This is a genomic window from Acinetobacter sp. YH12108, from assembly GCF_013419055.1.
In the GTDB taxonomy this organism is placed as follows: Bacteria; Pseudomonadota; Gammaproteobacteria; order Pseudomonadales; family Moraxellaceae; genus Acinetobacter.
In genome coordinates, this window is record NZ_VPAW01000002.1 from 55,871 (window position 1) to 73,158 (window position 17,288).

Here is a 17,288-nt window from a genome sequence, read left to right on the forward strand (position 1 = left end):
TTATTAAATACCTTAAATCAGTATAGCCTGATGATTTAAATGCTTAGGCTATTTTTAAATCTCTTGCCTATAAAAAGCCCTCATTTAGAGGGCTTTTTATTAGATTAGAATCTCCAGTTATAGAACAAGTCAATTGCACGCTCTAAAGACTGACTGGCTTCCAGATATAAACGCTGATTCATTTGATAACGTAAAGTCAGCTTGTTCACTGGGGTAAATACGCCAACCCCATAACGGATATATAAGTCTGGCGTAATATAACCGGTTACAGACACCTGAGTATCATCCCCGGTTCCCTGTGCATCCAGTGCCAGGCCGCTCAGGCCAAAGCTACGACCAATCTGGTTGGTCAAGGCACGCGTACCGCCCAAGCCCAGACTAATCCCTGCGGCTGCAATGGTGTTGTTTACATCAGATCTGAAACCTTCCGCCTGACTTAAACCTGAAGCCCCTTCATTGATACGACCAGTAATCAGGGCATTCAACGCTTCCTGTTCAGACAGACCAGCATCGTTATATACCTGAATGGCAGGACTTGAGGCTGTACCTATAACACGCACACCGACTGTGCTGCCCTGTATCGATTTATTAGCATCAATATCCAGGGTTGGATTCGATAATGGGCCATTGAAACGCGCAATCGCACGGTTCAGATCCAGACTTTGTCCATAGGCTTCAATTTTCACCCGTTGTGATACCCCGATCGCCCCATTGGCACGCATCGCAGATTCCAGACCACGTTGCGTCAGATTGACACGACCTAAGAGTGGTATACGGCTGTCAAAGCCCTGGAAGATCACCTGATTTCCTAACGACACTGCAACATCTGCGCGAATATCCCATGGACGTGCCGCTTTCAGAATGGCGAGCTGGTCATCTCCTTCACGTACAACACGAACATCAGAAGACAAGCCCACGACAGGTTCAGAGGCTTCAGGCATGGAAATCAGTGCACGAGGAACATCGACCTTGCCACTCAAGCTTAACTTTTTATTGAACGGATACATATCCAAGGTCAGGTCAGGCGTAACCACTGCAGTAATCAGCGGTGCCTGACGAATCAACAGATTTTCGCCCTGAAGTTTGAGCTGTACGCGTGGATCACCTTTCCAGTCTACAGAGCCGGTTAATTTACCAGCGCCACGGCCACTGTTAAATGCACCATTAATCGTCGCGGTATTTTGGCGGACTGATGAATAGAGCTGCACATTGGTCAGATTGACTGGCAATGAAATCATGCTGATCGCCCCGTCCTTAACCCGAATTTCACCTTCAAGTAATGGATCGGTTAACGTTCCGCTAATTTTACCTGCATAAGACAAAGTACCATCCAGATTACGCACATCCTGAATGAATGGCTTAAAGACCTTCAGCTGAACCTGGTTAAAGGCAATCTCGCCACGCATTGGTTTATTGTCACGATATGGATCAATAATCACATTGGCATAGCCAGTACCAATATCTGGTGTTTTCACATCCAGACGAATCTGTAGACCGGCAGCCACGCTTTTTGCGACCAGCCCCACTTCATCATATTTTAAGGTCGAGCCTAAATATTCCGGATCATCAGAAGATAAGCCGATCACCCCATTGCGGGTTACCAGACGTGCATCAATTTTCGGTTTAGCACCTTGTGCCCAAGCTGCCTTGGCATAACCATTCACTTTACCGGTTAATGCTATACCTTCTGGCAGGAAGGCACTAAAGTCAGCCAGATCCAGGTTACGGGTAATAAATGAAGCACTACCTCGAGTTTTATTCACTCGAATTGGCTGATCAAAGCAAAGTTGACTTTGCTGACTCATCCAGCAATGAGCGCCAACAAACAGATCCGACTGTGCAGTGTTATAAATTACAGCTGCATTTTGACGCTGAACCAGATGGGTACGCAGTGAGTCGAAATCACCGCGCTGGATCTGACCTAACCAGTTATTTTGTGCATTAAAACCACCTGCGAGCTGAACAAAAAATTTAGACAGCTTGTTTTCAGCCTGAACTTGCAGCACATGCGCGGCGCGCGTTCCAGCTAGTGAAACTTCACCGCGTACAATCTGTCTATTGCCACTACGCAACTGATCCATGGTTGCAGTCAATAAAGTCGGTGTGGTTTGTGAAGTCGGCAACTGGCCGCGTACCCGAATCTTGTCTACGCTAAACAGGTTCTTGAAGGCAAAATTATCCACTGCCAGATTCGCAGTTGCTTGTAAACGCGGTTGTGCCTGCATATTGATGTAGCCTTGTACCCGGCCTCTTAATCCTGGATAAAGCTCATATAATGCCGGTGCATTCACTTTAAGTTGCAGATTCTGTGCATTACCTGTGGCCTGGAGCTGGTTGCTGGCATAAGACAGGAACAGGTTATTGGCTTCAAACTGTTGCGGTACAAAACCACGCTGCTTGGAGTCAATCAATACAGCCAGATTACCCTTACCGCGTACCGGTTTATTATTCAACATACCGGCCAGATTTAAGCGTTGAATCTGGACACGCTTCACTGCATCTGACCAGACACCTTGGGTTTGCAGATTGCCAGACAATTCACCTTTAAGCTTGGCATTGAAATACTGAGGTTTAAAACGCACCAGAGAGGCATTTACATTCCAGCCAATACCATTTGCCAGATTCACCTGACCATTGGCATTAATTTTTCCAGCGACCCCATCATGACGCAGTTCCTTGATATTCAGCATATCAGGCGTACCCGACAAGCGTAGTTTTAACAATCCTTGACTGGCCTTGATCTGACTGGCACTTAATGCACCATCATAATTGACCGCATAACTTTTGAATCCGCCACCTGCTTTTTCATCATGGAACAACAAGGCAATATTACTATTACCTGTCAGATGAACGGTTTCATTTTGCGCAGCCAGTCGTCCGGTGAGATCTACACCGCTAAGATTAATAATTTGCTGATTCGGGCGTGCATAACCACGGGCTTTTATCCGACCATTCAAGCGGTCAATTGGTGAAGCTGCAGCCAGAGTTTGAGTATTCAGGTTCTGGGCATTTAATACTGCGGACCATTTGAGCTGACGTTTTTCTTCTGGCAGTTCAACCCGTGCATTACCTGTTAGACTGCCGGCCTGTCCATTTCCACTATATTTAAAACTTGGAACATTCAGAATATTATTTTTCAGGTTTAGTTGTGCCTGATACATTCCTGTCGGCAACAGCCCTTCTTCATGCTGAGCAACCTGAGTAGCGACATGGATATTCTGCTGGCCTTCGACCAGTACCAGATCAACATCGCCTGATTCACTTTTTAACCAGCCGATATAAGGCACAGCACGATCAATATTTTTCCAGGCCACATCCAGTAACATCGGTTGAGCTTTATTGTCTTTAACTGGCTTCTGATCCAGCTTGATATTCCAGGTTTCATAGCGGTCAAAATCCACCAGTCCTGTTAAATGCAGGCCATTTTCCAGGTTACCAGTAGAGGCAATATTACCGTCCAGACTTGGTGGCAGAAAGTCTTGCACCACCTGTGGAATTCGCTGATGTTTTGGATCAATCCCATTCATGCGACCTGTCAGATCCCAATCCACCTGATCAGCCCAGCCTACAGTACCTGCCAGGCTTACCGAACCTTTCATCAGCTGACCATTTAGATCAGTAATATTGAGCTGATTGACCAGATCGGTGTACATCACTGCGGTATATTGCCCATCCGGGATATTTTCACCTTCAATATCAGTGCGAACATTCAGATCCAGGCGCTTGGTATTCCCATTAAACTCAGCCACACCATCTTTCGTAAACAGTTTTTGCTCTGTCAGGATTGGCCAGTGATATTGCTTGAACTGGAGTTCACCACGCATGGGTACATTAGGACGCATCGGGTGCAGAACTGCCCAGCCTGTCAGCAAATCTGGCGTGTTGGTCGCGACCCCGGCCTGAATGGTATCCAGTGTGCCTCTAGCACATACTTGAATATCATGAATATTCAAGCTTTCTCTGAGTGAAGGCAGATTTAGAATACCGCGTGCATCTAGTGGATATTTACCTTCAAACTGCATTTTCCCAGTAGCTTCACGTACCGACAGATAGCCCATGTCCATGCGGGAATCTTCGAAATTCAGCTCGGTACCTGACCATAATGCTTCATTCAGTTCAATATTATAAAAATCAACTGCATTGGTCTGGGTTTTAATTACTAGGTGATCGAGAAGTAAATGATCAACCCGCAATACAAACGGTAAACGAATAGCATTGAACTTGAATGGCTCATCACTTGGCGGATTTTTATTAATAATCTGTAAATTCAGTACATCTGCTTCAGTCAGATGAATTTCTTTTTTGATAATTGCTCGCCAACCCAGCTTGACATCAGCACGATCAATTTTGACATCGACCGGTTTCAGGGTAACCAGAACATTTTTCAGGATAATCCCGCGCCACAGATTTCCGCCTTCATATTCGTAATGGATGATTTCCTGGCGCTGCATCACCTGATCGAGCAGGAATTTACTGCCTTTATCGGTAGAAAACAGGATCGCCAGTACAGACAGCAGAAAAATAAGAGAAAAAAGGACCGACAATAGAATACTTCTAAATATACGGCGCTTTTTCGGCACAACTTCAGGTTGTTGCTCTTGTTCTGGCTGTGGTTGGTTTTCGACCATGATCTACCCAAATAACTATTTTTTAATTAATAAATGTTTTATAACTGCGAGCCAATAAAGAAATGCAAACGAATCGGATAATTGTCATCCGACAGTCCGGTCGCCACATCTAAACGAATTGGGCCAATCGGTGAAGCCCAACGAATCCCCAGCCCCGCACCATATTCTGTCGGATTACTAAAATCCTCATTATAGGCATTTCCGGCATCCGCAAATACTGCAGCGCGCCAGCCCTCCCTGAACTGATAATTATACTCCAGTGAAGCCACACCCAAAGCCTGTCCGCCCACTTTAAAGCCTTCAATTTCCGGAGAAAGACTCTTATAGTCGAAACCACGGATACTTTGATCACCGCCACTAAAATAGCGCAGGTTATAAGGTACTTTGGCAAAATCTTCAGTAAAGATATAACCCAGATCCGCACGTCCAACAAACTGGTGATCGGCATTTTCACCCAGTGAATAGATAAAACGCCAGCCTGCATTCACAATCGCCATATCGGCATCAGACAATAGAGCTTCACTGCCCAATTCGACTTTATAGGTTTGCTTAAAGCCCTTGGTCGGGTTCACGCGGCGATCACTATCAGTACGGGAAACTTCATACCCCACCAGTAAAGACTGCTGTTCATCTTCAGTATTGAATCTGAATGCTTCCGGAATCTGGCTAAAATCAACCGAACCATCCTGCGTCAGACGATCCAGACGGTAACGTAGACCGTAGGTTTGTTGCCAATTAGCACGCGGATTTTTAATAATCCGGTCAGCACCAAGTACCGCGGATTCAATTAACAGGCCATCACCTTGGGCCACACCATCACGTTCTTCACGCTCATAACCACCCACGATACTGATATAGTCATTAAGTGGATGGTTGTATGGAATATTATAACGGCCATCAATTGACTGACGGATTTGTGACAATTCAAGGTTGGCATCAAATGAGTGACCACGCTTGTTTACGATCGCGCGGCGATATTGTCCACGTAAGCGTGTTCCGGTATCCGTACCATAACCCAGACCGACTTCGGCACTGTTAAGACGGTCTGCATTCAGTGTCACAATCACCGGAATTTTTTTCTCTTCACGAGCCTGAGCCTTTAAACGTTCTTCTTCGTCTTCTTTGGTCTGCTGCTGAACCCGCAAAGTTCTTAAGTTTGGATTTTCTGCATCACGACTACCGGCGAACTGATCTTCATCCACCACATCCTGTGTAACTTCCTGATCGGATGCCGGTGCAGCTTTCTTGGCTACACCTATTTCATCTTCTGAAAACTTCTGTTCTTCTATCAGACTCTGAATATCCGGTGCCAGTTCCAGCTCTCGATCAATAGGATCAGGACGAATCGCATCCACCAGCGTATAGTTAAAATAACGTGAGTTCGTCAGGTTGTTGGCCAGACTATTCACACGCCAGAAGGTGTAATCAGCACCATCTTCCCAAGTAACCAGACTTTCCAGTACATCACGATTTAGCGGAAATTCTTTTTCAGGATCACTCATCCTGAACTCTACATTACCCAGTTTATAACGCTCACCTGTTTCAAAGCGCAGGTTCACATCGGCTGTATTTTCGGGTTGGGCAATGCGCACATCATGCAAGCGCCAGTACGCATCAAAATAACCATTATTGCTGGCTGCGGTATTAATCCGGTCTTTGGTTTTTTCATAATCCCCATGGTTAAAGATATCACCTTCTTCCTGTTCCGGTAGAAGACTAATAACCTGGAACTGCGGCTGTTCCCCACCTGGCCCACTAAACTCAATATTATGGGTATTGATAATGACCGGCTCATTCGGAGTCACATAGACTCTAACCCGACTGTCAGATAATTTTTCAAATCTGAACTGGGCATTGTAATAACCTACAGCTTGGGCAGCCTGATTGGACAGATTACGGAGTTGCGGTAATGCAGATGAAAAATCTTCAAAGGATTCCTGGGTAAAGCTGGAAAGTTTAGCTTTTACATTATTTCTGAGATTCGTATAACCTTCTGACTGGGCTTTACGATTCAATCCGCCATTGCTTTGCGCAGTGCCATTTCCATTCACAATGACCACATCTGCACTGATCCGAGGCAAACTGGCGGTCATAATCTGGCGAGGTGGACGGATTTTATAAAACAGTCGTTTGAAAATATTCGGACGTTTGTCATTTTCAGGCGTTGTTGGTGCAGGCAATTCGGATAAGGTCGCACCCGACTCATTTCTTTGCACGATGATCTGACTATCGGCCTGAATGGACTGCATAAGCTGATCAACATTCACAGGTGCCTGATTGATTTCAACCAGTTCCTGCTGACTCATGTCATTGACTACGGTTTCAGTTTGCGCTGATTGGCGATAGGCTTGCGCTTCGCGTTTCGCTTCTTCTGCGACCTGATAAATCTCATTGGCCATGCTCTGGTCAATCGTTTGCACCGGCAGGTTTTCTAAATCATCAAACTCAATTGGCTGAAATTCACCCAGAGACGTTCCCATATTCTGCTGCTCTTGCAGCATTTGCATACTATCTACGGTCGAAGTTTCAGGTTCTAAGGCTTCTTCAACTTTTTCTGTCGCTTCAGCTTCGGTCGTAGCTACCCCTTGTCGAACGGCTTCCTGGGATAACTCTTCGATCATTTCTGCCTGAGAGAGTGCTACCGGAGTTTCCGTCTGCTCGGTCTGTGCCATGCCCTGATGCGATAACATCATGAAAAATATACTCATACATAGCCTAGCTCGGCCATGATACGGTACGAGAGGCCCCATACTACGATTCAGCATCGTTTGTTTAAATTTTCTCTTTGCGGGCATAGCAAACTCTAAACGAATACATTCTTTAATTGATTATTTGACCGAAAAAGATAAGCTAAAGAACTTAAATTATTGGGTTTTGCCTTTACATGGACGAAAGTATCTTACATGATTTTTCTCAATGTTTACGTATATCTCACATTTCTTAATAAATCTTAATGTAGCACGTCTTATATGAACAACAATGAACATTTGTTAGCGAGCCGCCGCTTTTTACCCATGTTCCTGACCCAGTTTTTTGGTGCACTGAATGATAATGTTTTTAAACAGGCATTATTACTGGTGATTACCTATGGTTGGATTCAGCAACAATCAGCCAGTATTAGCACACTAAATAACCTTGCCGCACTATTGTTCATTTTGCCTTATTTTATTTTCTCTGCGACGGCAGGCCAGATTGCAGACAAATATGAACGTTCCCAGCTGATTCGCTATTTAAAGATTTTTGAAATTGTGATCATGATTCTGGGGACTGTTGGTTTCCTACTCGGTCATTTATGGATTCTATTGTTCGCCCTGTTTTTAATGGGCACTCAATCCACTTTTTTCGGCCCGATTAAATATGCCATTTTGCCTGAAGTATTAAAACCGGATGAATTGATGTCAGGTAACGCACTATTTCAGTCAGGCACTTCATTAGCGATTTTATTCGGTATGATTCTGGGTGGTGCAGTCATTGCTGCTTCTACAGGCAATCTGATCTGGATCAGCCTGACGGTGTTAAGTATTGCCGTGGTTGGCTATCTCTCCAGTCGTTATATTCTGAAGCAGAGTATTCCAGCACCCGAAATCAATATTGACTGGAACTTTTTCCGGACCAGCTTTCAGACCATTAAATATGCTAAAAGTTTACCGCTGGTTTTTTTAATTCTGCTGGGTAACTCCTGGTACTGGTTTTATGGTGCGACTTATTTGACCCAGATTCCACAGCTTACCTTACAAAACCTGCATGCTTCTGAAAATGTTGCCAGTCTGCTTTTAACTTTTTTCTCTGTCGGAATCGGCTTAGGTTCTTATTTATGCCGTAGATTAGGCGGTACTGAGGTCAATATCAAAATGGTGCCGATTGGCGCCATTGGCCTTGTAGTCTTTGCCTTATATTTAGCCGCAAGTCTTGCCTTTGTACCGGAACGTACCGGTGCGTTACTTGGCCTAGCAGATGTATTCCAGCAAGGCTGGAGCTATTATCATGTGATGTTGGCGGTAACTTTACTGGGCATCAGTGGCGGTTTTTATATCGTGCCGCTGTATGCCATGATGCAAGCGCATTCTCCCCGCTCACATCGTGCACGTGTGGTTGCAGCAAATAACATCCTGAATGCCGTTTTCATGGTATCTTCTGCTATATTCTCGATTATTATTTTAAGCATTTTAGAGTTTGATCTTAAAATACTTTTCTGTATTACTGCAGTGTTGAGTGGTCTATTTACCTTATGGCTGCTCTATAGATTGAAACCGATGATCAAAACCGCAAAAGCCCCTTTGGAGGATTAATTCATGCGTCAATATACAGGTGTCGATAAGCTTATTCATTCTTTTGACCAGGCATTACGCAGTCTTGTTCCAGGAACGACTTCCTCACAACGGGAAAATCCAGCCAAACCGGTCGAAACCCAGCTTACCGTGAGTGATGCCCGTCATGTAGCTGGGTTAATGCGCGTAAATCATAGTGGTGAGGTTTGTGCCCAAGCGCTTTATCATGGACAGGCATTAACTGCGAAATTACCAAATGTACGTCGGGAAATGGAACAGGCGGCAATTGAAGAACAGGATCATCTGGCCTGGTGTGAAGACCGCTTACAAGAACTGGATAGCCATACCAGTTTACTCAATCCGGTCTGGTACGGCCTTTCCTTTGGGATGGGTGCAATTGCCGGCATTGCAGGTGACAAATACAGTCTGGGCTTTGTTGCAGAAACTGAACGCCAAGTGAGTATGCATTTACAGCATCATATTAATCAACTGCCCGCACAAGATGAACGCTCACGTCGCATTCTGGAACAGATGAATGAAGATGAACTGCATCACCGTGATACAGCTTTGGCTGCAGGCGGCGTAGATTTACCCCTTCCAGTCAAGATTGCCATGACCGGTATTTCCAAGTTAATGACTAAAACCAGTTATTATATTTAAGTATCAAATGAAGCCCTCTTTTTTGAGGGCTTTTTTTTATTCTCATGAATTCTTAAACAAGATGACTCATTGATTTTTTTGAGTGCAGGTCAATCAATTTAACCATCTATCCAATAGAATATCGGTTCACATTTTAATCAAACTCTATTCTTTTATTCAGCTGTTATAATCGAACCGGTTTCATCTCGTATTTATTAAAATTCTAGAACGATTGAGACAGGTATAACTATTAAATAGCTATGACCTATTTATCAAAAAAATAATGCTTTAAAGGTGACGTATGGAAATAGGTATTATTCTTGGCATTCTATTCGCAATTATTGTGTTGTTAGTTATTTTTTATAAAAAGAAAAAGTAAATAACAGTTTTTTGCCAAATACAGATCCCCTACTTAGATAAAACTGAAAAATTCATTAGATTAATTTCAGATACAGATTAAATTTTGACTTGTGGATATTGAAGACGGCGATCATATTCAAATGCAGGATGAGACCAGATGTCATGCATCGGGATTTTTACGTCTAGTGCAAGCGGTAATTTTTTGGGATTAAATTCCATCTGGCTTAAATCATTTCCCCATGCAATCAGGTCGACATCCAGGCTGATCTGATGCGATGGTCGAACCCGCCCTGAATCCGTTTCCATTTGCTTTAATAAATCTGTCATATCTTGAACAGAAACTTCACTGTATAGGAGGCAGGCCGCATTCCAGTAATCTGCTCCGATACTATCCCGACATGGAATGAGGTAAATTGGAGAAAACCGGACTTCCCCCAACTCACTGATCCGTTGCTGGGCAGCCTGAAAATGTTGCTGTGGATGACAATTACTCGCCAGTGCTAGGGCGAATATCGTTGCGGTGGCGTTCAAGACGTATCCCTACAGAATTGGCTTGCGCGATAATGGCAGGCTTACGGATCGTAATCATAATCGATTCTACACTTTCAAAGGTAGCAAAAAGCGCGTCTAGCACCAGTTTTGCTGCATGTTCGATCAATTTTGGCTGAGCTTCCCGAATCACCCGCGCTGAAATCTCACAGATTTCAGCATAATTCAAAGTATCTTCCAGTTCATCAGACTGTGCCGCTTGTTCTAAGTTGGTACGAATAGTTAGATCCAGCATTAAAGGCTGAATGATTTGACGCTCCCAATTAAAGCAGCCGACTACTGTATCGACCTTTAAGCCTTCAATAATAATTGCGTCCATTTTAAAACTCGGAATTTAACATTTACCAATAATCTCCCTAAATCCCTCTTTAATACAGAGGGACTTTCATCACTTTTATTTCTTCTGTAATGAAAGCCTCCCTTTGTGAAAGGGAGGTCGGGAGGGATTAAATTAATGCTTTAACAGCAAATTTGGATCCATAGTCTGAACCATCTGCAAACGCTGATCTGCATAGATGTCTGTATACGGCGCCAGAATTCGCATGAAACGGTCGAAATACAGCATTTGCTTAAACAATAAGGCAAAGTCACGTGGGAAACGGATGCCATGACGTTCACCGACTGCTACCATATCCATCATGATATCGTTGAGATCTGCAGGGCTTGAAGTTAATAGATCCTGAGGATCAGCTAACATCACACCACTAAATAAACGTTCAAGATCAGCCGCAAGCACTTTGGTATCAATCTCAACTGCAGTCATACCCATTTTCAGCATATTCTCTGCCATCAGGGTATAATTGGTATGCTGCAAGGCATCCATAAAGGCCATACACGCTGTCCAGACTTCTGGTTTAAGCTGGCCGACAATACCAAAATCAATAAAGCCCACACGACCATCTTCAAGCAGCATCAGATTACCCGCGTGTAAATCAGCATGGAAACTGTTACACATCATCAGGCTGCCAAACCAGGTGTTCATTGCAGTGATGAGAACCTGTGACGGGTCTTTAGCGACCTTTTTCACCACTTCAAAATCAGTCAGTGGCACGCCATATAAACGTTGCATGGTCAGCACACGACGTGTTGAATATTGATGATAAACCTTAGGAGCAGTTGCTGCCTTATTATTGGTGATATTCAGATAATTGACGAAATCATCCAGATTTTGTGCTTCCTCGATGAAGTCAACCTCACGCACCATTCGGGTTTTGATTTCTTCGACAATATCTGCCAATGACGCAAATTTTACTTTCGGCACTGCTTTTTCCAGCAGTTTGGTCGCCCAATGCAATACATTTAAATCGGTATATAGAATTGTTTCCACACCCGGCTTTTGTACTTTAATGACCACATCTTCACCAGAAACCAGCTTGGCCGCATGTACCTGTGCAATGGAAGCAGAAGCCAGTGGTGTTTCTTCAATTGAGGCAAAGATTTCATCCAAGTTTCGGCCAGAAAACTCTGATGCTAGCACTTCCTGGATATAGCTGAATGGCAAGGTCGGTGTTTGATCCAGACAGCCCTGAAACTCTTCCACATATTCACGCGGAAACAGCGACGGCGTACTGGCAATAAACTGACCGAGCTTGATATAGGTTGAGCCTAAAGACTCAAATGTTTCACGCATGAGTTTGGCATTACTTGGCTTTTCAGTGGCATATTTAATGCCGGCCTTCGCCGCAACTACTGCGGTTTCACCCATACGGGCAACCGAACGTATTCCATCTAACCAGATATTTTTTTTCATAATGTCTTAGGAAAAATTAATTACATGCAGTGTAGCAAAAAAATTAAATTTTGCAGGCCTATCTTGCCTGACAGACCGGGCAATCTGTATCTTTTTCGAAACTTAAAATGCGCTGTTTGAAACTCAGACCATCCCAGAGTAGAAGTTTCTGTCTAAGTGGCATTTTACCCAGGCCTAAATAAAGCAATGCATGATGAGCTTGCAAACTCGCCATCACATTCGGCGTAGTCGCCAAGACGCCTGAGTCTGCACAACGCAAACTGGTATCAGCCTGATGTTCAGGTGGAAACAGGCAGGCATAGCAAGCTGAATCCCCTTCCATCATGAACAGTTGCCCTTGCAAACCAATCGCAGAAGCACTGATTAAAGGCACATTCAGTTTTACACAGCTTTGATTGATCAGATAACGTGTCTCGAACTGATCACATCCATCCAGCACCAGATCTTGATGTTCAATGATACTTTCTGCATTTTCAGTTGTTAAAGCCTGATTAATATATTCAACCTGAACATTCGGATTAATCTGAGCCAGCCTTTTCGCGAGTATTTCTGCCTTATAAAAGCCTAAATCATTTGGCGTAAATGCCAGTTGTCGTTGTAAATTACTCATCTCGATGGTATCAGGATCAATCAGAGTAATTTTGCCTACACCCGCTCGTGCCAGAAGTTCTGCCAAGGCACAACCAATCCCGCCACACCCCACGATACAAATATTAGAAAATTTCAGCTTTTCCTGTGCTTCAATATCCCAACCATCCAGAAGAATCTGGCGACTATATAAGTGCAATTCAGCATCGGTGAGTTCAAACTCTGGGGATATGGCATCCATAGTCGATATAGACAACGTCGTTCCTTGTTTCGAAGATTTTTAAGAAGCATGTGCCAAAAAAAGTGCATTTACCGAAATTTCAATATGCTGATAAATCTCGAGCAAATTAACTTCTCTGCGCATAAACAGCAAATCAATAAATGGCTTAGCAATACTAGCGCCAAATAGCATATCAGTTAAATGCTCCGTATCAAGCTGATAGTGTCCTAATAAATATGTAATGATCATATTATGAATGCACTTAACTGATTTATATGCCACTTAATTTATTCACGTATTACATCTTCTGGCTAATCTCGTTCTTCTATTCTTTTATCACCCTGTAACTGAATTTCGATTGTTTAGCACTTCTGTAGCGGCTGCCTGCAATTCGGTAGGAAAATGTATCAGTTCAGTGAGACCCTCTGTATCCATTCCTAAATATGATTAAGCTGCTTAAGGAATAGTAATTATCCTCGCTTTCAAAAATAGTATGGAGCATATAGATGAACGAACAAAATCAGCATAATAATCGTGAAAAATTATGGGAACTAATCAAAGATGTGCGTTACACCATGATCAGCCATGTGACCGAAAGTCAGAAAATTCATTCTCAGCCGATGACCATGCTCAATTCTGAGCAAATGAATGAAGATCAGAATTTGTATTTCATCATGCGTGATACCAATGATCTGGTGAAAGCTGCCACTACTGGTCGTACTCAGATTGGTCTATCTTTTGCTAAACCTTCTGATGGTATTTATGTATCGATCAGCGCAAATGCACAGATCAGTACTGACCGTATTTTGATTGAAAAATTATGGAATCCATGGGCAGAAAACTGGTTTGAAGGTAAAGATGATCCTAGCGTGCGTGTACTGATTGCTGAAGCTGAAAGTGCAGAATACTGGAATGTCACCGATAACAAAGTAACGCAGCTATTTAAGGCATTAAAAGGTGGTGTGACTGGCGAAGCTGGGGAACCAGATGCTGAGCACAAAAAAGTTGATCTATAAGTAAATAAGAATTCCACCTTCAATTTAGCCTCTTAATAAGAGGCTAAATTTTTGATTTATTTTATTTAAAAGATGAATAGTATTACATTGTAATGACAATTATTTTCTCTGATAAATTCGAACATAAACAAATTAATCGTATAAAAAAGGCCGCAATTGCGACCTTTTCAATATATTTAAATGAATATATTAACTGACCTGTTTAATGCCTTGAATCTTAGCAATTTCCTGTTGTTTAAGCAGATTACGCTGAATTTTTCCACTAGAGGTTTTAGGTAAATCACTTACAAACTCAATCTCTTTCGGATAGGCATGTTTAGATAAACGGGAACGCACATAGTTTTGCAATTTCAGCATCAGTTCTTCACTAGCGGCATATTGTGATTTAAGCACTACAAAGGCTTTCACAATTTCGGTACGTTCCGGATCTGGTTTTCCAACCACAGCGGACTCGAGCACCTCTTCACACTCCAGCAAGGTACTCTCTACATCAAAAGGTCCAACTCGATAACCCGAAGTCGTAATGACATCATCCGCACGACCAATGAAATCTATTCCACCATGTTCATTCAGTTTTACGGTATCTCCTGTTAAATAGTACTGTCCCACAAAGGCTTTCCGATTATTACCGCCATAGCCTTCAAACCACATCAAAGGTGAGGCTGAGCAGTCCATGGCCAAAGTACCAATACCACCTTTTTCGACTTCCTGATGCTCTTTATTTAAAACTGCAAAACGATGTCCTGGAATGGCAAAGCCAGCAGAACCGATTTTCTTGTGATGCTCCAGCGCATGATGATTGGCAATCACCATTCCCAGTTCCGTCTGTCCATACTGGTCGTAGATATTGACGTCCATTTCATGATTAAACCATTGAATGACTTCAGGTGTTAATGGCTCACCTGCACTACTGACCACACGTAAACATGAGCTAATCTCAGCATCAAATTTTTCCTTAAAGCCATAGAACATCCGGAACGCGGTTGGAGAACCGGTCAGGTTATTTACCCGATATTTTTTAATGACTTCAACAGCATTGTCTACGCTAAAGGCACGTTCATCCAGAATGATGCTATGCCCCAAACTTAATGGACCTGCAATTCCATAATACAGACCATAAGCCCAACCCGGATCTGCCAGATTCCAGAAAGTATCTTCGTCACGTAAATCTACGGCGTGCAGCATATAGCCTTTAAATGCCAGTAAAGCTTTAAGTGGTACAGGCACTGATTTTGCAAGTCCCGTTGTACCCGAAGTAAACATCATCAGGAAAATGTCACTAAAACGCCCCTGAACCGGCTCAAACTCAGTTGGATATTGCTTCAGTTCAGTCCAGAAATCTGCATCCTGATTGATACTTTCAGGCGTTTGATGGACGGTTAAAATATGTGGAATATCTAGATCATTCAGTTTCGCACGCTGTTCCTGATTGGTAATAATGAGTCGGGTATGTGCGGTATTAATACGATGCTCGATTGCCTTGCTTTCAAAAGCGGTAAATAAAGGCTGATAAATCGCACCAATACGCCAGGTGGCTAGAATGGTAATTAATAATTCTGGGGTTCGTGGGAGCAGTCCGGCAATACAGTCTCCTGCTTGTAAACCCAGTGAGGTCATATAATGAGCCAATTGTCCTGAAGCCTCAGCCAATTGTTCAAAAGTCCAATATTGGGTCTTGCCATTTTTACCTTCCCAGATTAACGCGATCCGGTTTTGTCCCAGAAAACGTCCACAGCATTCTGTATAGGCATTGAGTGAATCTGGCGTTCCTGCCAGATGTTGTTGAACCATAGTGTCAAAATCAAATTCACGATACGCTTGTTCTAGTGTCTTCATCACGACAACCTCTATTCCGTTTATAAACAGACTTTATGTCTGTGTCCGTTGTATTTGTTGTTCTGTCTACCGTCTGCGAATTCCATTGCAATGCCGGTTTTATATAACATGCCCTATTGCTAGGACATGTTAGGTGTCACTCTACTGAGTCACTTTTCGCTTTATCAATAATTGACCATGTTTTATAGACCATCACAATTTCCATCTCCCTCAAATGAGCTGCAGGATTTGAACAGTCGGCTATTTCATGACTTTTAAACTTTGCTCACTTCCCGGGCAATGACCAGACGCTGAATATCTGATGCACCTTCATAAATCTGGCTCACTCTGACATCACGGTAAATACGTTCAACCGGGAAATCTGAGACATAGCCATAACCGCCATGAATCTGAATCGCATCCGAGCAGACTCGCTCTGCTATAGTCGAAGCAAACAGTTTAGCCATGGACGCTTCTTTTAAGCATGGTAATCCTGCATCTTTAAGCGTTGCTGCATGTAAGACCAGTTGTCTTGCTGCCTCAATCTGGGTGGCCATATCTGCGAGACGGAACGCTACTGCCTGATGCTGTACCAGCTCGACGCCAAAGGATTTACGTTCATTGGCATATTCAACAGCAGCATCCAGTGCAGCTCGTGCCATACCTACAGATTGTGCTGCGATCCCGATCCGGCCAGATTCCAGATTAGACAAGGCAATCTTGTAGCCTTCACCTTCTTTTCCGAGCAGGTTCTCAGCCGGAATCCGGCATTGATCAAAAATAATGGTCGCGGTATCGGAACAATGCTGCCCCATTTTTTCTTCCAGATTCGAGACGATATATCCTGGACTATCGGTAGGTACCAAGAAACATGAGATTCCTTTCTTGCCCGCAGATTTATCTGTCACTGCAAATACCAGTGCAATCTGGGCATGCTTACCGGTAGTAATAAACTGCTTGGTGCCATTTAATACCCATTCATCGCCATCACGTTCTGCCTTACATTCTAGTGCGCTGGCATCGGAACCGGCTTGAGGTTCCGTCAGGCAGAAACACCCCAACCATTCACCGGTCGCCAGTTTGGTCAGGTATTTCTGCTTTTGTTCCTCGGTACCATAACGCTGGGTAATCCCGCAAGGTAATGAATTCTGCACACTGACAATGGTCGAGATGGCTCCATCTCCAGCAGCGATTTCCTCAAGAGCCAGTACCAGCGACACATAGTCCAGGCCTGCTCCACCCCATTGTTCAGACACGGTCATACCGAGTGCACCGAGTGCACCGAGTTCTTTCAATTCTTGTGCTGGAAATTGAGCCGTTTTATCCCTTAGACCAGCGGTAGGTTTCAGTTTTTGCTGCGAATAGTTTCGCATCATCTCCTGAATCATTTTCTGTTCGTCATTTAAAAGCACTGCGTATATCCCTTACTTATCTTTTAATTTTCCATATAGAGTG

The 17,288-nt window shown here is 43.5% G+C and carries 12 protein-coding genes; 3 read left to right on the top strand and 9 right to left on the bottom strand.

Annotation, left to right across the window (positions count from 1 at the left end; all coding sequences use genetic code 11):
• Nucleotides 1-104: 104 nt before the first annotated feature.
• Together FTU46_RS01785 and FTU46_RS01790 are read right to left on the bottom strand one after the other, a co-directional pair.
• The gene (locus FTU46_RS01785) at nucleotides 105-4,628 is read right to left on the bottom strand and encodes a translocation/assembly module TamB domain-containing protein (RefSeq protein WP_180104220.1); all 4,524 of its coding nucleotides are present in this window, start codon (nucleotides 4,626-4,628) and stop codon (nucleotides 105-107) included.
• 38 nt (nucleotides 4,629-4,666) lie between these two features.
• The gene (locus FTU46_RS01790) at nucleotides 4,667-7,423 is read right to left on the bottom strand and encodes an autotransporter assembly complex family protein (protein ID WP_180104221.1); all 2,757 of its coding nucleotides are present in this window, start codon (nucleotides 7,421-7,423) and stop codon (nucleotides 4,667-4,669) included.
• A 174-nt stretch (nucleotides 7,424-7,597) separates the two neighbouring features.
• Here FTU46_RS01790 and FTU46_RS01795 point away from each other — a divergent pair, with 174 nt between their 5' ends.
• Both FTU46_RS01795 and coq7 read left to right on the top strand, forming a co-directional pair.
• Entirely contained in the window at nucleotides 7,598-8,917 is a 1,320-nt protein-coding gene (locus tag FTU46_RS01795; protein WP_180104222.1) for an MFS transporter, read from the top strand.
• 3 nt (nucleotides 8,918-8,920) lie between these two features.
• Nucleotides 8,921-9,556: a 2-polyprenyl-3-methyl-6-methoxy-1,4-benzoquinone monooxygenase gene (gene coq7 / locus FTU46_RS01800; protein WP_004783823.1), complete on the top strand. Its 636-nt coding sequence runs from the start codon at nucleotides 8,921-8,923 to the stop codon at nucleotides 9,554-9,556.
• A 435-nt stretch (nucleotides 9,557-9,991) separates the two neighbouring features.
• Here the strand turns inward: coq7 and FTU46_RS01805 are convergent, their stop codons facing one another.
• The 5 genes from FTU46_RS01805 to FTU46_RS01825 all read right to left on the bottom strand — a co-directional run bounded on the left by FTU46_RS01805 (nucleotide 9,992) and on the right by FTU46_RS01825 (nucleotide 13,251).
• Complete coding sequence (locus FTU46_RS01805) at nucleotides 9,992-10,426, bottom strand: 2-amino-4-hydroxy-6-hydroxymethyldihydropteridine diphosphokinase (protein ID WP_004783827.1); 435 nt, start codon at nucleotides 10,424-10,426, stop codon at nucleotides 9,992-9,994.
• Entirely contained in the window at nucleotides 10,383-10,763 is a 381-nt protein-coding gene (gene folB / locus FTU46_RS01810; protein ID WP_180104223.1) for a dihydroneopterin aldolase, read from the bottom strand. The genes FTU46_RS01805 and folB overlap by 44 nt, the downstream gene beginning before the upstream one ends.
• A 132-nt stretch (nucleotides 10,764-10,895) precedes the next feature.
• Nucleotides 10,896-12,194, bottom strand: a complete 1,299-nt coding sequence (locus tag FTU46_RS01815) for an AarF/ABC1/UbiB kinase family protein (protein ID WP_159123174.1) — start codon at nucleotides 12,192-12,194, stop codon at nucleotides 10,896-10,898.
• A 58-nt stretch (nucleotides 12,195-12,252) separates the two neighbouring features.
• Nucleotides 12,253-13,023, bottom strand: coding sequence for a HesA/MoeB/ThiF family protein (locus tag FTU46_RS01820; protein ID WP_166135057.1), 771 nt, complete (start codon nucleotides 13,021-13,023; stop codon nucleotides 12,253-12,255).
• 39 nt (nucleotides 13,024-13,062) lie between these two features.
• Nucleotides 13,063-13,251: a hypothetical protein gene (locus tag FTU46_RS01825; protein ID WP_180104224.1), complete on the bottom strand. Its 189-nt coding sequence runs from the start codon at nucleotides 13,249-13,251 to the stop codon at nucleotides 13,063-13,065.
• 257 nt (nucleotides 13,252-13,508) lie between these two features.
• On the opposite strand from FTU46_RS01825, the gene FTU46_RS01830 reads away from it, so the two are divergent.
• Nucleotides 13,509-14,018: a pyridoxamine 5'-phosphate oxidase family protein gene (locus FTU46_RS01830; protein WP_180104225.1), complete on the top strand. Its 510-nt coding sequence runs from the start codon at nucleotides 13,509-13,511 to the stop codon at nucleotides 14,016-14,018.
• Between the two features lie 189 nt (nucleotides 14,019-14,207).
• On the opposite strand, the gene FTU46_RS01835 is transcribed toward FTU46_RS01830, so the two are convergent.
• Nucleotides 14,208-15,854 (bottom strand): AMP-binding protein, encoded by a 1,647-nt coding sequence (locus tag FTU46_RS01835; RefSeq protein ID WP_180104226.1) that lies wholly within the window; start codon nucleotides 15,852-15,854, stop codon nucleotides 14,208-14,210.
• Between the two features lie 254 nt (nucleotides 15,855-16,108).
• The gene (locus FTU46_RS01840; RefSeq protein WP_180104227.1) at nucleotides 16,109-17,245 is read right to left on the bottom strand and encodes an acyl-CoA dehydrogenase family protein; all 1,137 of its coding nucleotides are present in this window, start codon (nucleotides 17,243-17,245) and stop codon (nucleotides 16,109-16,111) included.
• Nucleotides 17,246-17,288 lie beyond the last annotated feature (43 nt).

What these genes read in the sequence shown, in the direction of transcription:
- FTU46_RS01830 (WP_180104225.1), top strand. Translation starts at nt 13,509, where the DNA reads ATGAACGAACAAAATCAGCATAATAATCGTGAAAAATTATGGGAACTA.
- FTU46_RS01790 (WP_180104221.1), bottom strand. Translation starts at nt 7,423, where the DNA reads ATGCCCGCAAAGAGAAAATTTAAACAAACGATGCTGAATCGTAGTATG.
- FTU46_RS01835 (WP_180104226.1), bottom strand. Translation starts at nt 15,854, where the DNA reads ATGAAGACACTAGAACAAGCGTATCGTGAATTTGATTTTGACACTATG.
- FTU46_RS01815 (WP_159123174.1), bottom strand. Translation starts at nt 12,194, where the DNA reads ATGAAAAAAAATATCTGGTTAGATGGAATACGTTCGGTTGCCCGTATG.
- folB (WP_180104223.1), bottom strand. Translation starts at nt 10,763, where the DNA reads ATGGACGCAATTATTATTGAAGGCTTAAAGGTCGATACAGTAGTCGGC.
- FTU46_RS01785 (WP_180104220.1), bottom strand. Translation starts at nt 4,628, where the DNA reads ATGGTCGAAAACCAACCACAGCCAGAACAAGAGCAACAACCTGAAGTT.
- FTU46_RS01820 (WP_166135057.1), bottom strand. Translation starts at nt 13,023, where the DNA reads ATGGATGCCATATCCCCAGAGTTTGAACTCACCGATGCTGAATTGCAC.
- FTU46_RS01825 (WP_180104224.1), bottom strand. Translation starts at nt 13,251, where the DNA reads ATGATCATTACATATTTATTAGGACACTATCAGCTTGATACGGAGCAT.
- FTU46_RS01795 (WP_180104222.1), top strand. Translation starts at nt 7,598, where the DNA reads ATGAACAACAATGAACATTTGTTAGCGAGCCGCCGCTTTTTACCCATG.
- coq7 (WP_004783823.1), top strand. Translation starts at nt 8,921, where the DNA reads ATGCGTCAATATACAGGTGTCGATAAGCTTATTCATTCTTTTGACCAG.